This window comes from Symmachiella macrocystis (genome assembly GCF_007860075.1).
GTDB lineage: Bacteria > Planctomycetota > Planctomycetia > Planctomycetales > Planctomycetaceae > Symmachiella > Symmachiella macrocystis.
Genome location: NZ_SJPP01000001.1, coordinates 2,791,523 through 2,807,239 on the forward strand (window position 1 = coordinate 2,791,523; position 15,717 = coordinate 2,807,239).

Genomic DNA, 15,717 nt, shown 5'->3' on the forward strand with positions numbered 1-15,717 from the left:
TGGGTTAAATGTAGGTAGGGCTGAATTGCGACCGTGACGTCCAACCAAGATATTGTTTAGAAAGCTCGTATTCATGCGTTATTTTTTACCAATTGCCATCCTGGCGTTTTTCGTTTCGCCGGCAGTGACAAATGCGGGAGCTGTCATTTCTGTCGATATGGATCCGCTGACGCCGGGAATTCAAAGCTCGACGACAGTGCTGCTCGGCGACATGTTCACCGTAGATGTTGTGATCAGCGATAACGGCTTGCCCCAGACACCCACAATTTTCGATACGATCTTGTTCGACCTCGCCTTTAATGATGCGGGAGCCGTTCTCGGTGCCGGTCCCACTGGATATTTGGGCGGAGCATTGGCCGGAGTCAATCCAGGATCGATCGATCTGTTTGGCTTACCGTTTCCGCAGTTTGCTGCGACCGGTGCTCCTTTAACAGCGCAATTTGCTGTTCCTCCGATTGGTTTCGCATCGGGAGGAGGCGCAGTGGGTCTGTTCTCCGCCCCGCCTTTTGTGATCCTGCCCGGTCAAACAATTTCGGTGTTGAGTTACGACTTCGTTGCACTGACGCCGGGGGAAAGTACAGTTCTAGCGGTCGGCACGCCGCCGGGGAGTCCCGTACTCTCATTTTTTGGGCAACCAATTGACGCTCAGTTGGTTTCGGGCTCGGTCGCCGTTGAACAACCGATTACTGTCGTTCCCGAACCGCAAGGCCTACTCTTGGCGGGCATTGGCGCGTTCTGCTTGTTCCTGTTTCGTGCGAAGTTTAAAAACGCTTCGGCCAGTTGCACTGCGTGATTCTCAATCAATGACGGGCGGAAAAAGCCTTGCCTGAATTCGCCGCTGTTCCTCGGTGAACAGACAGCCTTTCAGCACAAACAGAAGTCTCATCGGGCCTGATTAGGCCATCCTCGTTTCTGTCGAATTGACGGAAGCGGCTTGCGGAGCCGAGGGATTTGCGCCGGGAGAGCTCGCCGTCAACTTTATGGTGAGAATCAAGTCTGTCTCAGCCAACGCCGTCGCATTGGTCATGTCGGTTTGCATTTCCCGCTCATCAATCAGCTTGATCGTATGCTTCAGGACACCCAATGCGTCGCGATCGCCGTGATAACCACATGGCGGAATCCATGTTTAATAGTCCGTTGAAAAACCAAAAACATTCGAGCGTTGGGTGCCACTGCTGGCTTGTCCGGCAGTGTTTTGCGGGACTCGTGATTCCGCATTGGCGGACAAGCCGCCATTGGCACCCATTTTCAACGGGCTGTTAGGCCATGATCGACTGGATCGGTCTGCCCTGAGCAATTGGCAAGGGGCGATCGAGCCGGTCGTAGATCTGTGTTTCCGGGTCGATACCCAATAAGGCGTACATGGTCGCAGCAATGTCGCCTAGCGTGACGGGATCGCGATCGGGATAGGCGCCTCGTTTATCGGATGCTCCATGAGTAGCGCCGCCGCGAATCCCCCCGCCGGCCATCAGGACGGTATAACAGAACGGCCAGTGATCGCGGCTGATGTTTTTGTTGATTCTCGGCGAGCGTCCAAATTCACCCATCCAGACCACCAACGTCTCATCTAGCAAACCGCGCGTTTCCAGATCAAGCAGTAACGTCGGCAAAGTTTGCTCGGTAATGGGGAGATGGAATTCTGGCAGGATCTTGTACATCCGCGTGTTGTTAAAACCATGCGTGTCCCACCCTCCGCTGGTTGTGCTTTGTCCTCCAATCCCTCGGGAGAAATACACGTTGACGAATTTCACTCCCGCTTCGACCAACCGTCGTGACAGTAGGCAGCCTTGGCCGTAGGTTGTGCGGCCATAATTATTGCGGACTTTCTCTGATTCCCGTGTCAGGTCGAATGCTTGTTGGACACGCGATGAGGCCAGCATGGTCAGGACTTTTTCATAATAGTCGTCCAGGCCGCGGGCTTGTGTGGAAGACTCCCAAAGTTGGGACTGTCGATTCAACAGACGTTGCACGTCACGTCGGTTCGAGAGTCGGTCCTGCGAAAGATTCGCAGGCAGGCTCAGTTCGGGCAGCTTGAAATGGGGATCGTTGGGGTCTTCGGTGATGAGCAGCGGATCGAACTTCTTGCCGAGAAAACTGGCACGTTGGCCGGGCGTGGTCGAGCCGTCGGCGATCACATAAGGGTAAGACACAAACGTCGGCAATTCCGTACTCGCCGGGGCCACTTGATCGACGATCGAACCATAGGCCGGATAAAGGTCGGGCAATTCGCGCAGACGCTGATCGTCGAGTGGAGGAGCAACGCCTGTTAAAGCGTGGTAACCGGCTGAGTTGTGGTTCTTCATTTTGTGATGCACCGACCGGACGAGGGCGACGCGGTCCATCACCTTAGCGGTTTCGGGCAGGTGTTCGCAGGTGACCAGTCCAGGGACGGAGGTCTGAATTGGTGCGAACTTGCTACGAATCCCATCCGGCGCAGTGGGCTTCATGTCGAACATGTCAACATGACTCGGCCCACCGAACTGAAACAGAAAAATCACCGATTTAGCGCGACCTGGTGATTTTGCACTGGGCTGTTTCGGTTCGGAGGCGGAAAGCAACTTCGGGAGCGTGAGCCCTAAAAAGCCAGCACCGCCGATCTTCAACAAATCCCGGCGTAGAAACGGCTCATCCTGAAAATGACGGACGGCGGAATCCAACCGGCTTTGATTGTACTGTGGCCTATTCATGATCTTGGTGCTTCATTTAGTGCCGCAAAAGAAATTCATTCGAGTTCAGCAGCGCCCACAACAGGTCCTCCAATGTTTCGCGCGTCAAATCGCCTGAGACCTTGGACAAGATTGCGGCCATTTCCTCTGCAGTGGGAGACCGTGTCAATGTCGACCAGAATACGTCGTTGATGATCTCTGCTGGTGACCGTTTGGATTGCAGTAGCTCGTCCAGGCGGTTTTCATCCGCAGCCAGCAATTGATTCATTAACGGGCCGCTGACCATTTGGAGTGTTTGACTCAACGTCGTCTCGTTGGAGCGCTCGCACTCGCAGGTTTGCATCCGTTGCGGCTTCCCGAAGGTCAGGAGAAATTGATCCCCCAGGCTGAGTTGTTTGTCGCGCGGCCGAATCGCCCGTACTCCGGGTAATTGCGACGCTCGCATTCCCATGGGAAAGCCGTTGAATGCAACCGGTTTGCCGGCCACTTGCGAGATGGCATCCAGGATTTGCTCCGCGGTCAGCCTGCGGATAACGGGGCGGGCGAAATTCTCCAACTCCATCGCTGTGCCGGGAGCAGTCGGCAATGCTGCTTGGTATACGTGCGAATTTATAATCGTGCGAATCATGCATTTGACGTCGTAGCCGCTGGCGATGAAGTCGTCGGTTAAAGCGTCGAGTAACTTCGGGTTCGAAGGAGGATTGGTAACCCGAAAATCGTCGATCGGTTCAACGATCCCGCGACCGATCAATTGGTACCAAATGCGATTGACCTGCGCGCGGGCAAATTGACGATTTTCCGGCGAGACAATCCAAGCAGACAACTGTAGCAGTCGATCGTCTTTCTCATCGATGGATCGGTCCGCGGCTCCTAAAAATCTCGATGGGGCCGGCTGGCCTGTGACCGCATGCTTCACATGACCTTTTGAAGACATAAAGACGATTTGTTCACCGATAAATTCATTCTTGTCGAGCCGGTCCTTGCGGGTGTTGTCGACCGTTTTGTAATTCACCTGTGCAAACAAATTCGCCCAACCGTAGTAGTCGTCTTGTGTCCAACGATCAAAGGGATGATTGTGGCATTTAGCGCATTGCAGTCGGATGCCCAGAAATAATTGGGCGGACGACTCGGCGCGGGTGATCGGATCACGCAGCCCGCGATAAAAGTTTGCCGGGGGATTCTCATAGGTCGATCCCCGGGCGACAATCAATTCTCGGACGAACTGATCCAGCGGCATGTTCAGCGCAAATGCGCGGCGAATCCAAGCGTGAAAATTCTCCACCCCTTTGCGGTCGAGCGTCTTCTCTTCGTTTCGCAACAGGTCGGACCATTTGAGTGCCCAGAAATCGGCGAATTCGTTTCGGTCCAATAATTCCTCAATCAGCCGTGCTCGCTTATCCGGCCGGTGATCTGAAATGAAGCGCTGAGCTTCAACGGACGTCGGTAGCAGACCCAACAAGTCCAGATACGAGCGACGTAGAAAGACTTCATCGCTGCACAGAGGAGTCGGGTTCAGCCGCAACTGTTTCAATTTTGCGAAAACATGTTCGTCCACATAGTTGTGCGGATTCGTGGCCTTCCAGTTGTCGCCGTTTTGTCGTGAAATGAACGCGAGTCGCACGGCGAATTGTTGGTCCAAGTAGCGAACATTCACCCAGGTTTCGCCAAAATCTTCGCGCTGCACGAGACCGCCGATGCTCACGGTTACGTTTTGATTCACCGGTTCATAAACCGCCAACCGTGTGACATCGCGCGAGGTGCCGTTGGAGAATTGCGCCAGCACCGTCAGTTGAATCTCGTCAACGTCACCGACAACAATTTTCTCTTGCGGAGTGACTGTGAGTCCCGTCAAACGCTCTGCATGGTCGGAGTCGAAAGGCATGTTCGCTTCGAGCCATTGCAGCAAGATTTTGTACTCAACCGAATCAACATCAAACCGTCGCCCACCCTCGTGTGCGACCTCCATGGTCGGTTTGAGCAACAACAGACTCTCGGCGGGATTTTGCACATTCACGCGACGCCCGGATAAGTTGCGCGACAGAGACAGATAATCAAAGCGCGGGTCTTGTCCACGCAGTGAAAGTCGAAAGCCCCCTTTGCCAAATTTATTGCCATGGCAAACACCCTGATTGCACCCCGCTTTGGAAAAGACAGCCATCACGTCATTGAGGTAGCTAATCTCGCCCGCAACCGCGCATGCAGGGGCAAACGTCAATAAAATGCCCAGGATTGCCAATCGAAAACTCAACACACGCATTTCCTCAGCCTACGAAAAAAGAGCCCCATTCTAGCTTAACCATGTCCAGACCCTTTTCAAGCTGATTGTCCATGATTCGAGCGAAACAGGTTGTGTGAATCACTGAGTGAATAGCGAACGTGTACTGTTTGATCGAGGCCGATTTGTGGCAAGAAATGGTATCTCGCTGTTTGCATCACTGGGCTCGTATCGCGCAGGAAAAACGTGACAATGCGGAAACAGCCGTCTACAATGGGGCGACCCGGGCGATAGGCCGCAAATTCGCCGCCTGCCGGTACTGGATTGAAACCCCCTCTAACATCAGTGAGTTGCCGGAGCCTTGACCGAAGTGGAAAAGAAGACGAAAGCAACAGTTGACGATTACGGGAACCCCATACCCGTTCACCCGATACAGGTTCACCTGGCACGGATCATCGTCGTTGTTGCCTTCGTTATGATTATCGCCCTGCAGTTTTCTGGAACTTCCTATATAAACGTTGCCACCAAAGGGGACTCGACTGTTTATACCGAGAATTTTTCATCCAAACTGCCCTTCATCATCTTTCCTGTACTTACGGGAATCGGTGCGTTTGTCTTCGCACTTCAACCTGGGATTTATCGCTTCTTTTCCGTTGCACTTGTCGCGATAACCGCATGGATGGCATTCAATACATTCGACATAGTCAGTAGCAACCATAACGTCACTCTCACACCCACGCGCGTTACTCGTGAGGTCGGCACCAAGGCTAAACCGATTCGCCACAGTATTGATTTTACAAAAACAGCTTATCTCTACATCGATCAAGTCCCGGGCAGCCGTGAACCCAAGCACGAGCTTGTGGCAATCGCCGCCGATGGAGCGGAAACGCGCGTACCCATATCGGGCATGATGCGTTTCGCTCTGCCACAGATTCTGGAGACTGCAAGCCAGCGCAACATTATCATTGGTATGTCGGAAAACGGGTCGGCTATTCCAGACGCCCTTCAGCGAGACCTCAGCAAATAGCCAATGCGTGCACTGCAGCGTTGGGTTGTGCGAGGCTCTAAGTTCAAATTGCACTGGCTGTCGCCCGGTGGTCTTCAAGCGTTCTGTTTTTGAATCCACAATGAAATTGAAAATAAACCGCAAGAAAATCTTCGAGGCCGCTCAGGACGGTGACTTGGAGATGACACGCGCTTGCCTCGAAGCGGGGGCCAAGCCAGCCGCCAGGAATGAATACGGATTCACGGCCCTGCATTGCGCAGCAATGGGAACGAACACTGGTGATCTAAGCAAAATCCTTGCCGTGATGCGACTTCTTATCGATGCTGGTAGCCCATTGGAGTCGATAGGAGGTGGGGGCCGTACGCCGCTCTATCTCGCAGCAGAGTTTTCGCCCTCGACTGAACCAATTCAGCTACTGCTTGATGCAGGCGCAAATCCAAGTACTCGCGATGAACACGGGAATCACATTGTTACCAACGCAATGACACCTGAAGCGCAAGAACTCCTTTCGCGAGTTACGGGCGAACCTGTGCCCGAACCACCGCCGCCTGAACCCGAGCCAATTAAAATGACAGCCGAGCAATGGAACGAGGCCAAGCGTCACATCGACTCGATATTCGATCAACTCTCAGAAGCGGGTTTGGTTACACTTCAGGACGCAGGATACACTCAAGAAGATGGCTTCTCCGATTGCGCCGAAATATTTCACGATTGCGGCGGCGAAAAAGGCGGTCTGCATGGATGCTGTTTTTATACACGTCAAGACCTAGATCGCGCCAAGCAAACCAGCCAGCTACAGCTCGCTTTTTGGGGTGCTCCCAAAGGACAACCGAAAGACATGGAACGGGTTGGCCAGCTGATTGTTGACACATTTCGAAGAAATGGGTTTAACGTTGACTGGGATGGTTCTGGCGGAAGGCGGCCAGCAGTTTATCTCCTCGGGTCCGAGTAGCTGGATTCATGCTTCCAAGAAACACGATAATCCGCACGGTTGGCCTCGAAAGATTCTTTCAGGACTCAGCCGTGGGAGATGTTTGTGAATAGACATGAACGTTGTGCAGCAGTGAAGGACGTCGTCAAAGGGGTAGGTCAAGAATGAAGGAACGCATAGAGTTCTCGGGTGGTGAGAATGCGATGTTTCCGCCGGTTGAACTTGTCCAGAGTGAATACGTAGCCTTGCGATTCCCTGACCGAACGTACCATCGTACTTTTGCTACGAGCGTGCGTTGCAATCTAGATTCAAAGTTGGCGATGGGCTTTCCATTTGCTTCTCAGGAGTCAGCAATTGGATGGTATGCTAGAAATTGTCGAATATCACAGCCTATTGCGGAAGCTATACTGGCTGAGAACGGAATCTACGGTAGGTATTCGGTCTCACAAATCGGGGCAAGTCGGCAGACTCGGCTGAAGCTACTTACTGCCTTGAAAACAGATATTGTTGCGGTCTTGTTCAGTGTCCAGGGACTGGACCCTCAGGGGTGTCTTGAGGTATGGGAGACGGCATCGAAGGTCGTTGCCGCCTCTTCTGCGTCCGTATTGGAATTGTGCGAACCTCTGGTACACGACGATTGGGTGGAATGGCGATCAGGGGCTTTCACACGTCTGGTGCAGCCCGTTTCCGATGACGATATCCTTGCAAGTGTCCCTCCGCATGAGCGACACGAGCAAAGGGTTCAAAGGCTTAAGAGTATGTGGGGGCTACACGGTGATACATCGTGAACGAGCATGTATGGTTCAGCCGAACGGTCGTCACGATTGAGTCGCAACTTTGCGGAAAAGCCTGCTACCGGCTCAGTCGGTGTAGATAAAATATTTCTGGACCAGTCGTAAACAATCAGGATTGAAGGCACTCGATTTCGGAGGCGACATTTGTCTGCTCCAATTAGTTCTCTTAATCGAAGAACACTCGTCGTCGGAATTGCCAGTTTTACTGTGCTACTGCTGATTGCAGGCGGTGGCTACCGCAGTTTCACATCACCGTCTCCTGCAATTCCAAAGACTCCACCGGATGAAATGCGGCGCGTCCAGTGTGGGACACGCTTTTCGGTGGCTAGACCCAATGCTTGGTTTATTCAGAGTTGGCAAAAGGATGGCAAAGATTTCCAAGGTATGTCTCGAAGCGTCTCACTTATGTCAGAAAATCGGTGCGCGTTGTGGTCCATTTTGATATCGGAGAAACCGCCGAATATTCCGACAAGTGCGATTGAGACAAAATTTAAAGACCGGGACGCATTCATGGTGTCGAAACGGCAAAGCGCTGTTTGGCTTGATCATCCTGGGCGGTATGAATGTGAGATCTATTGTGAGTACGGGGAGGGAGTCTGGGTGGCCATCTATTATCATATTGATGACGATTTGGCAGAAGTACCCGAGGTCATGTGGAAATATTTCGAAACATTTCAACTCCATTAAAGACCGAAGGACAACTTCGTGTGGTGCAAAAACAATGACAAAAGTTAATTGAATTAGCGATAGCTGTTTGTGAGTTGTCAGCCACTTAACGGCAAGGCATGTCGTGGCATCGAAACCCGTCCCTACCGACCGTCCGCTGCCAATTCCGCTTTCAACCACGCGAAAATCTCTGCTCCGATTTGGCCGTAGCCCGCTGGGTTGGGGTGGACGCCGTTGTTGGTTGGATATCCGTCGACCGGATCGAGGTTGAGTTCTGTTGGGATGATGAAGATCTGTTCCTGCTCCCGTCCTTTGAACTGTGCGATTTCAAGTTGGACCAGTCTGTGCTGGATGCGCTTCCAGCCCCAGCGCGGATACTTGCCTTTGTAGTTGGCCTCGAAACTGGACTCCCGCGTGTTGGGCGGCGGGGTGAGGCAGATGCCTAGCTTGGCCTGTGGGGCTGCTTTGTGGAATGCGGCCAAGAGGATCTCTGCCTGCGCAAGAACCGCTTTGATCCCGTCGTCCAAGCTCTTCGGGTCGTTGGGATTGAGCCGGAAGCAATCGTTGATTCCCAGTAGGAACACAATCACATCAGCGGGCTTGCCGTCGCATTCCTTCTCGAAATATTGTTGCGGGTCCAATTGCGGCTTTCCCGTTTTGTCCAGATAAACAAAGGGACTGCTTCGCTTGCGATAGGTGCCATCGGGGTTGGGCTCATAATGCGCAACGAATCGTTGCCAGGTCCAACCGCCGTAACCTTCGTGCGCGACACCGGCCTTGGCTGCGGAAGGCCGGTGCGTTCCCAGCATGGTCCACTGCGGATTTCCCGGGCCTGCGAGATGCTCAGCGATTGCGTTGGGATAATGCGTGGCGTGCGTCAGGCTGTCGCCGACGATCAGCAAACGGAGCGGGCGATTTGCTCCCGCATCAGATTTCGTTACATGCAGCACCGTCTTGGCCATGCCCAGAGATTTCCCGTCGGCATCAGAAACCGAGACCGTCAACGGATGATCGCCCACATCAGCCTCTTCCGGAGTGACCCGCCAACGCTTAGCTGCGGATTCTCCGATATCACACGTTACTTGAAAATCATAGTCCTCAGGCGTCTCGGTGAGCACAATGTTATCGTAGTAAATGCTAAACTCGACATCGGGAACCGCATGACATTCCGCCGGCAAAGTGAGACGCAGCGGACCACCCACATCCTCAGCTCGGCAAGGCTCCGCAATAAGGATCACCATTGCGAACAACCACAGTGTAAATCTCAATGTCAATCTCGATTGAGCAATCATCACGTACTTTCGGTATATGGATTTTCTGTTCAGAACAGAGCAGTGGCTTCTAAAAACAAGATACCAGCCATCGGATTCATGCCACACCCTTTGGCGTTGCGGCACTCGCCGTGATTCTTCGCAAGACGTTCGATTGCGACGTGCTGCATCACAACGATGGCGAAGACATGCTACTGATGGTGACTCCGCACGGCAATGCGGCAACCTTTTTCGCTCAAGCGCGCATGGCGAGCGAGGTTGGATTCGGTGCTAAGGACTGGCAGACTATATGATCAATCCGACCCCGGGTCATGGGCTGCATTTTTGAGCATGAATGCGGTGAGCGTCCCGAGAATCACAACGCCGCAAATGGTGACCGTCCAAAGCAATCCTTGATGTTCCTCACTCCAGGGAAGCTTGGGTTTGATCGGCCCGGTAAAGAACGGATTCTTTTCGACGGGACGAAATCTGATTTTGGATGCAGCCAGTTGGCGCGTGGAGCCGATTGTCTTGGCTAGGTCATAACGAGGTGGCTGCAAACGTTCACTGCCGGTATAGAGGGCGATTTCACGACCGGCGATGTTCAAGTGCCGATTCTGCACCACGACGGTTTGTTCCAAAGATTCTGCCGTACAACCGGCAATTTGCAGTGGGCGGTCGTCGCCATTGTTGATGGTCAGCCGGAGATATCGGCCAGTGATCTGCTGATATTCCAAATGATCTTCCACCACGTTCACGCCCAGGCGCTGAATCCGGTACAGTTGTCCCGACCGAACAGTCCGCCAGTCAATGGGTTCCTCCAAACTGTCTGAAGCGTCAAGCTGTACCGTGCGATAGTAATTCCCGACAAAATTGATGTCGAGTTTTATCCCGACACTTGGCAGGCGATCGTATCCGAAATCGAAAACGACAATTGTTTGCTTCGTTTCAGCTGAGGTTGTCTTTGAAACGATCTGAGCTGGAGATTCGATACGGGGAGCCTGTAAGTGGATATGGTCGAGAATGGATGCGCCGGTGATTTTTAATGGAGGCAAATCACCATTGTGAATCTCCACCTTGTAAAACGCGAACTGACTTTTCGGGAAATGGACACGATGCACCTGGAAACGATGCCCAGAACGCGAGACGTCAAGGACATAACCTTTGTCAGTGAGCAGGTTCCAGTCTTTAGGATCACGCTGATTTGCGGCAAATATTTTGACCGGCCGTTCATAATTGCGATCGGTACTTTGAATGCCAATGTCAATCTCGTTGATGGGTTCGCGCGTCTCTCCTAGCGCAAGCAGAAACTGAGTGCTTCCGTCCACCTCGGAGAGGTTTAACATTTCCGCTTTATGCGTCACGGCGCGTTTTTCATCGGTTTTGCGACTCAAGACATACGGGATTTCCTCGCAAGCCTCTGAGTCGACATCGACGGAGAGTATTCGTAGATCACCCAAGTCACGTCGGGCGATGCCGTATATGTCTGGCGGCAAAACCATCTCGCCGTAGACGTTAGTCGAGGTCTCTTCTGCATCAATTGGATAGCGATGGGTGAGTCTCTCCAATACGTTTTCCGTGGAATCAGCAGCATAGGCGGTCGTCGAATTCGACACACCGGCGAGCGGCACCAAAATCGCAATCAAGACCGGGGTCATCCATGCACGGATACGTTCGCGATAGCGGCGATAGAGGAATGAAACCAAGAACAACGAGACCCCCAGTCCGCCGAACGCAATAAAGCGGATCGCTGTGCTGAGGTGCCAAATGTCATAAAAGAAGACTTTTGACGTCGTGAGCAGAAACAGCGACAACGAAAGAACGCGGATCGAACTTGATCGAAAATAGATGCCGGCAATCAGGGTTCCGATGGCATAGCAGGTCCAGACGATGGTGATCAACAGGGAACTGGTTGTTCCCCAGTCGCGGACGACACCCTGGGCGTAAACTTCAGCGGTCAGCATCATCAAGGCCGTGATATTGGCGAACAGGCCCAGTATTGTCTTCAGCGGGAGGGCATAAAACTGTCGTTCCCATTCCGTTTCAGTCGGTTGTTCCGAATTGTTGTCTCGAAACAAGAACGCCACAAAACATGAGGCAGCAATCGCAAAGAGGAATCCCAAGCCACGGGGATTGAAGATGAACAGATTCCACAGACCGCCATTGGCCACGGTCTCCAGGCTACGCCAGTCCAACGGCCAGCCCGCAAGAGTGCCGACGAATGTGATGGCCAACAGAGCCCCCAAGATCGTGAAGACACCCGCTGTCACGATTCGCAGTTCACGTGTTTTTAACAACCGGGACATCAACGCCACGGAAACCGCAATCAACGAGGTCCAGATCAGAAACATACCTGTAAAATTGGGAAACCGCCAATGCCGGGCATGGCCGAAGGCGAACGATTCGACAATGAGCATCGCCCAAGCGACAAGCGGCACACACGCGTGTAACCAGATACCCAGCAATGAACGCGGCCCTGCGCGGGTGGGATCCGAAATTTTTGTTCCCACTGTTGATGGTTGATCAGAGGTGGCAGCGAAACGGGTTCGATATTCCCACCCCAGGACTGCCAACACGAGAACAGATGCCAAAAAACTCAGGGAACGACCATTGAATATACTTGTCCATGGCGGATCGTCTGGAGTGGAATTCACCGCAGGCCGCCTCGCACTTCCGGGCAATGTTTCAAGAGCAATCGGATCGATTCTGGTGAACCGTGTTTGGAAACGATTCGGTTCCAAAAATGTTCCAGCGGAATAATAAACGAGCAACATTTGCACGAAGATTAAAAGTCCAAAGCCCGCCTGACGAAGTCTGACTTCATTGAATCGCAATCCCAGTTCGACCAGCAGCAAACTTTCGGCTGCCCACGCGATCACCACCCAGTGCCCCGTAAATTGCAGTGGAATCGCCAGCGTCAAGAAGGATGCGGCAATCCCCCCCATGGCGATAATGGCGCGACGGCCTTCGGGGTGGCGGGATAGCGCTGCAAACCCCAACGCCAAATAAACCGCAGCCATGGCGATTGCCAGCAACCCGTGCAATGCGGAGAATTCATTCAATGTCACTGCGTAGAGACCACCGAAATAAGCGATGGGTGTGGCCAGGATCAGAAAGAAATCGGCTGGCTTAGCCTGTTCACGACGGATGATGTTGTGCCACACACCCAACAACGCAAAGAGCACAAAGAAGGCGGTCATCAGTATTAAGGTCGCCGACATCTTTACTGGGGCATAGTGTTGTTCAATCCAACCTAGCCACATGAACAGTGTGGCCACAAACGCCAGCACTTGCGTGGGTTGCCACTTGCGAAATGTGGCAAGCCCCAACACGCCCGCATCTAATAGGAAGATGTAGGCGAAAAGTGACCATTGTGCATCTTGACCCGTGGAGAGCATGACGGGCGTTAGAAATCCACCTATCAATCCCAGTATTGCGGTCGGTTGAGCTTTGAAATAACCAGCGAACGAGAGAACAGCCGCCGTCGAGAGGATCATGCCACCGAAAGCTATTTCTTGGGGCATCAACTGGTACCATCGATAACCGGCGAATAGCGAAAAATACAAAATGCCCAGCGCTGCACCGACCAGCGATTGCGAGAGCCAGCGGTAGTTGCGAAGCATGGCAAACGCCCCACCAGCAAAGCAGGCCATTCCGCCCAATACCCCTAACACAACCCGCCCGGTTTCGCCGATCAGGCCCGTGTCGATTGTGTATTTGAAAAAGAAACCAACGGCGATAATCACGGCAACAGCCCCAACCCACGTCAGCCATTTGCCGGCCAAGAGTTCTTCAATGGAAACCTTCGTTTCTGTTTTGTCCGCAGGGCTAGACATGACTGACGGTGACGCGGTCGCAGCCTTTGGCGCTTTCTTTGGTGCAGTATGCGAACGAGGTTTCGGAGGCTGCTCAACATCATTCAGCCAAAAGTCTGTGGGGTGGACCGGTAAGGAGGGCTTTGCCGGTTTGGTGGTCGCGATTTGTGTCTTTTCCGTTGTGCTGTGGTATCTGGAAATTTCGAGCTGATCGATGCGGTTCTCCATGCGACGGACGCGCTGATACAGAAGAAAGACGACGACCGGTCCAACGAGAATCCAGACCCCAATCCCAATCGCAAAAAGGATTAATAATGACTCCATCCCGATGTCCCCCCTCAGTAATACCGTCGATGTCAACGCTTCAATCGCGAGCTTCGCATAGTTCAAAAAAAGAAACAATAAGCGTTTAGAGAACAGACGATGTTTGGTCATGGGATATAACGCAAGCGAGCAATTTTTTTACAGGTATCGCGCCCGCCGCAGTGCCGCTTACCCTCGCCAACGGGTACTGGTAAAGGACAACGAGGCCCAATCTTTGACGAGCACACGGTCTGCGGGTATTATCGAACGCACCGACTGCAGATAAGAATGGCGAAAGCATAGACTTCTCTGGAGAGCCTGCTGATTGCGGCCGGGACGCGTAATTGGCACCGCTTGAATAGCCGCGTTGCTGGGTTCGAATACAACCGGTTTGTCTCGATTGAAGGTTACGACTCCTGATGAACCAGCCCGATGAACCAGCGGTGAAGGATGCACAACCCTCGACACCTTGGTGGCGTCGTCTGTGGGAGCCTTGCGACATTGCGAGTGTGGTATTCTTTCGGATTGCTTTTGCTGGCGTCATGCTGTGGCACGTGGGTCTGTTTCTCAGTCGAGACTGGGTGACCTTCTACTTCACCGACTCGCCGCACCACCTGAGCTATTTTGGTTTTGAGTGGGTCCGGACAATGAGCGGCGAACGCATGCAGCAGGTGTTCTATCTGATGGGACTGGCTGCCATCGGGGTCGGTTTGGGGTGGTTCTATCGACTCAGCGCGTTGGTGCTCTTCGTGACTTACACCTACACGTTTCTCTCAGAGGCCGGTCTGTTTCAGAACCACTACTACATGATGAGTTTGCTTGCGTTTCTAATGATTCTGATTCCTGCTCACCGTTCTTTCTCGGTTGATGCGACCGTCGTACCCGAGAGGGCAAGTCGCTTTATTCCCAATTGGTGCCGGTGGGTGTTGATGCTTGTGGTGGCACTGCCATACGTCTACGGCGGAATTGCCAAATTGAATGGCGACTGGCTGCAAGCGATGCCGGTTGGGTTTTGGATTAGTTACAAAAGTGATCTACCGGTGATTGGCCCGTATCTCACGCAGCGGTGGATGGCGTGGGCCTTGAGCTATGCCGGGTTGATATTCGACCTGTCGATTGTGCCGTTGTTGCTGTGGAAGAAGACTCGCTGGTTTGCCTACATCGCTGCCATCTTATTCCATTTGATGAACGCGATGCTGTTCGACATCGACGTCTTTCCTTGGATGATGATTCTGCTGACGACCATCTACTTCTCAGCTGATTGGCCGCGAAAACTTCTCCGCCGTCCACTGCCGGCTACGGACAGCGTTCAAGCTGCAGTTCCGACTCTCGTGCAACGGGCCGTGTTGGGGGTGGTGGCGCTCTTTGTGGTGTGGCAGTTGGTTTTCCCTCTGCGGCATTGGGTCTATCCGGGCGATCCCAGTTGGACGGAAGAGGGGCACCAGTTCGCATGGCGGATGATGCTCCGTAACAAGAACGTGTTCATCCGTTTCTATGCGACTGACGTAGCGAAAGGAGAAACCGGCCAGATTCCCGTGGACCGGATGTTGAACGCTCTCCAACTTCGCGAACTGGTCGTCTCGCCTGATCAGATCGTGGCGACTGCCCGGCTCTTTGCAGAAATGGCACGCCAGGGGGGAATCGAGCAGGTGGAGATTCGCGCGGTTGTCCTCGTTTCTCTTAACGGGCGCAAGCCTCAATTGATGATTGATCCGGAGCTTGATTTGTTAACGGTCGATCGTACGTGGGGGCACCAGCCATGGATTATCCCGTTGACAGAACCGCTCCGCACAGAGCCGTGGGATGTACCCACCGACAAATGGCCAGAGGAGTTGGGAATCAAACTTCCCCAAGTGAATGTCACCAATTGAGTTGAGCGCCGTCACTTTGACTGTACAGGGTGAAGTGCCTCATTCTTGACCAATTGTTAATATTTGCGGATTGAAGCGCATTTTCTAATACTGATGAATTCCGTGATATTCTGCACGGAGAGGCAAGATCAATGAGAAGCTGTGCTTCTTTTGTTATGCCCGGGCCCCACTGGAATGGAGTCATGATCTTGAAACGCTCT

At 53.0% G+C, this 15,717-nt stretch carries 9 protein-coding genes; 5 read left to right on the forward strand and 4 right to left on the reverse strand.

What is annotated here, in order from left to right; translation table 11 throughout:
- Positions 1-73 precede the first annotated feature (73 nt).
- Complete coding sequence (locus tag CA54_RS10725) at positions 74-793, forward strand: hypothetical protein (RefSeq protein ID WP_146370765.1); 720 nt, start codon at positions 74-76, stop codon at positions 791-793.
- A 466-nt stretch (positions 794-1,259) separates the two neighbouring features.
- Here CA54_RS10725 and CA54_RS10730 read toward each other — a convergent pair whose 3' ends face one another.
- Both CA54_RS10730 and CA54_RS10735 read right to left on the reverse strand, forming a co-directional pair.
- The gene (locus tag CA54_RS10730; protein WP_146370766.1) at positions 1,260-2,687 is read right to left on the reverse strand and encodes a DUF1501 domain-containing protein; all 1,428 of its coding nucleotides are present in this window, start codon (positions 2,685-2,687) and stop codon (positions 1,260-1,262) included.
- A 16-nt stretch (positions 2,688-2,703) separates the two neighbouring features.
- The gene (locus tag CA54_RS10735; protein ID WP_197532375.1) at positions 2,704-4,917 is read right to left on the reverse strand and encodes a DUF1549 and DUF1553 domain-containing protein; all 2,214 of its coding nucleotides are present in this window, start codon (positions 4,915-4,917) and stop codon (positions 2,704-2,706) included.
- Positions 4,918-5,242: 325 nt separating this feature from the next.
- Here CA54_RS10735 and CA54_RS10740 point away from each other — a divergent pair, with 325 nt between their 5' ends.
- Positions 5,243-5,908: a hypothetical protein gene (locus CA54_RS10740; protein ID WP_146370768.1), complete on the forward strand. Its 666-nt coding sequence runs from the start codon at positions 5,243-5,245 to the stop codon at positions 5,906-5,908.
- A 100-nt stretch (positions 5,909-6,008) separates the two neighbouring features.
- Positions 6,009-6,839 (forward strand): ankyrin repeat domain-containing protein, encoded by an 831-nt coding sequence (locus CA54_RS10745; RefSeq protein ID WP_197532376.1) that lies wholly within the window; start codon positions 6,009-6,011, stop codon positions 6,837-6,839.
- A 1,582-nt stretch (positions 6,840-8,421) separates the two neighbouring features.
- Here the strand turns inward: CA54_RS10745 and CA54_RS10750 are convergent.
- Positions 8,422-9,519, reverse strand: a complete 1,098-nt coding sequence (locus tag CA54_RS10750; protein WP_197532377.1) for an SGNH/GDSL hydrolase family protein — start codon at positions 9,517-9,519, stop codon at positions 8,422-8,424.
- 161 nt (positions 9,520-9,680) lie between these two features.
- Between CA54_RS10750 and CA54_RS29265 the strand changes: the two genes are divergently transcribed.
- Complete coding sequence (locus CA54_RS29265; protein ID WP_197532378.1) at positions 9,681-9,842, forward strand: hypothetical protein; 162 nt, start codon at positions 9,681-9,683, stop codon at positions 9,840-9,842.
- Here the strand turns inward: CA54_RS29265 and CA54_RS10755 are convergent, their stop codons facing one another.
- Complete coding sequence (locus CA54_RS10755; RefSeq protein WP_197532379.1) at positions 9,843-13,364, reverse strand: DUF2339 domain-containing protein; 3,522 nt, start codon at positions 13,362-13,364, stop codon at positions 9,843-9,845.
- Between the two features lie 701 nt (positions 13,365-14,065).
- Between CA54_RS10755 and CA54_RS10760 the strand changes: the two genes are divergently transcribed.
- Positions 14,066-15,517 carry an HTTM domain-containing protein gene (locus CA54_RS10760; RefSeq protein WP_146370771.1) on the forward strand — a complete coding sequence of 484 codons (1,452 nt, stop codon included), beginning with the start codon at positions 14,066-14,068 and terminating at the stop codon, positions 15,515-15,517.
- Positions 15,518-15,717: the final 200 nt, after the last annotated feature.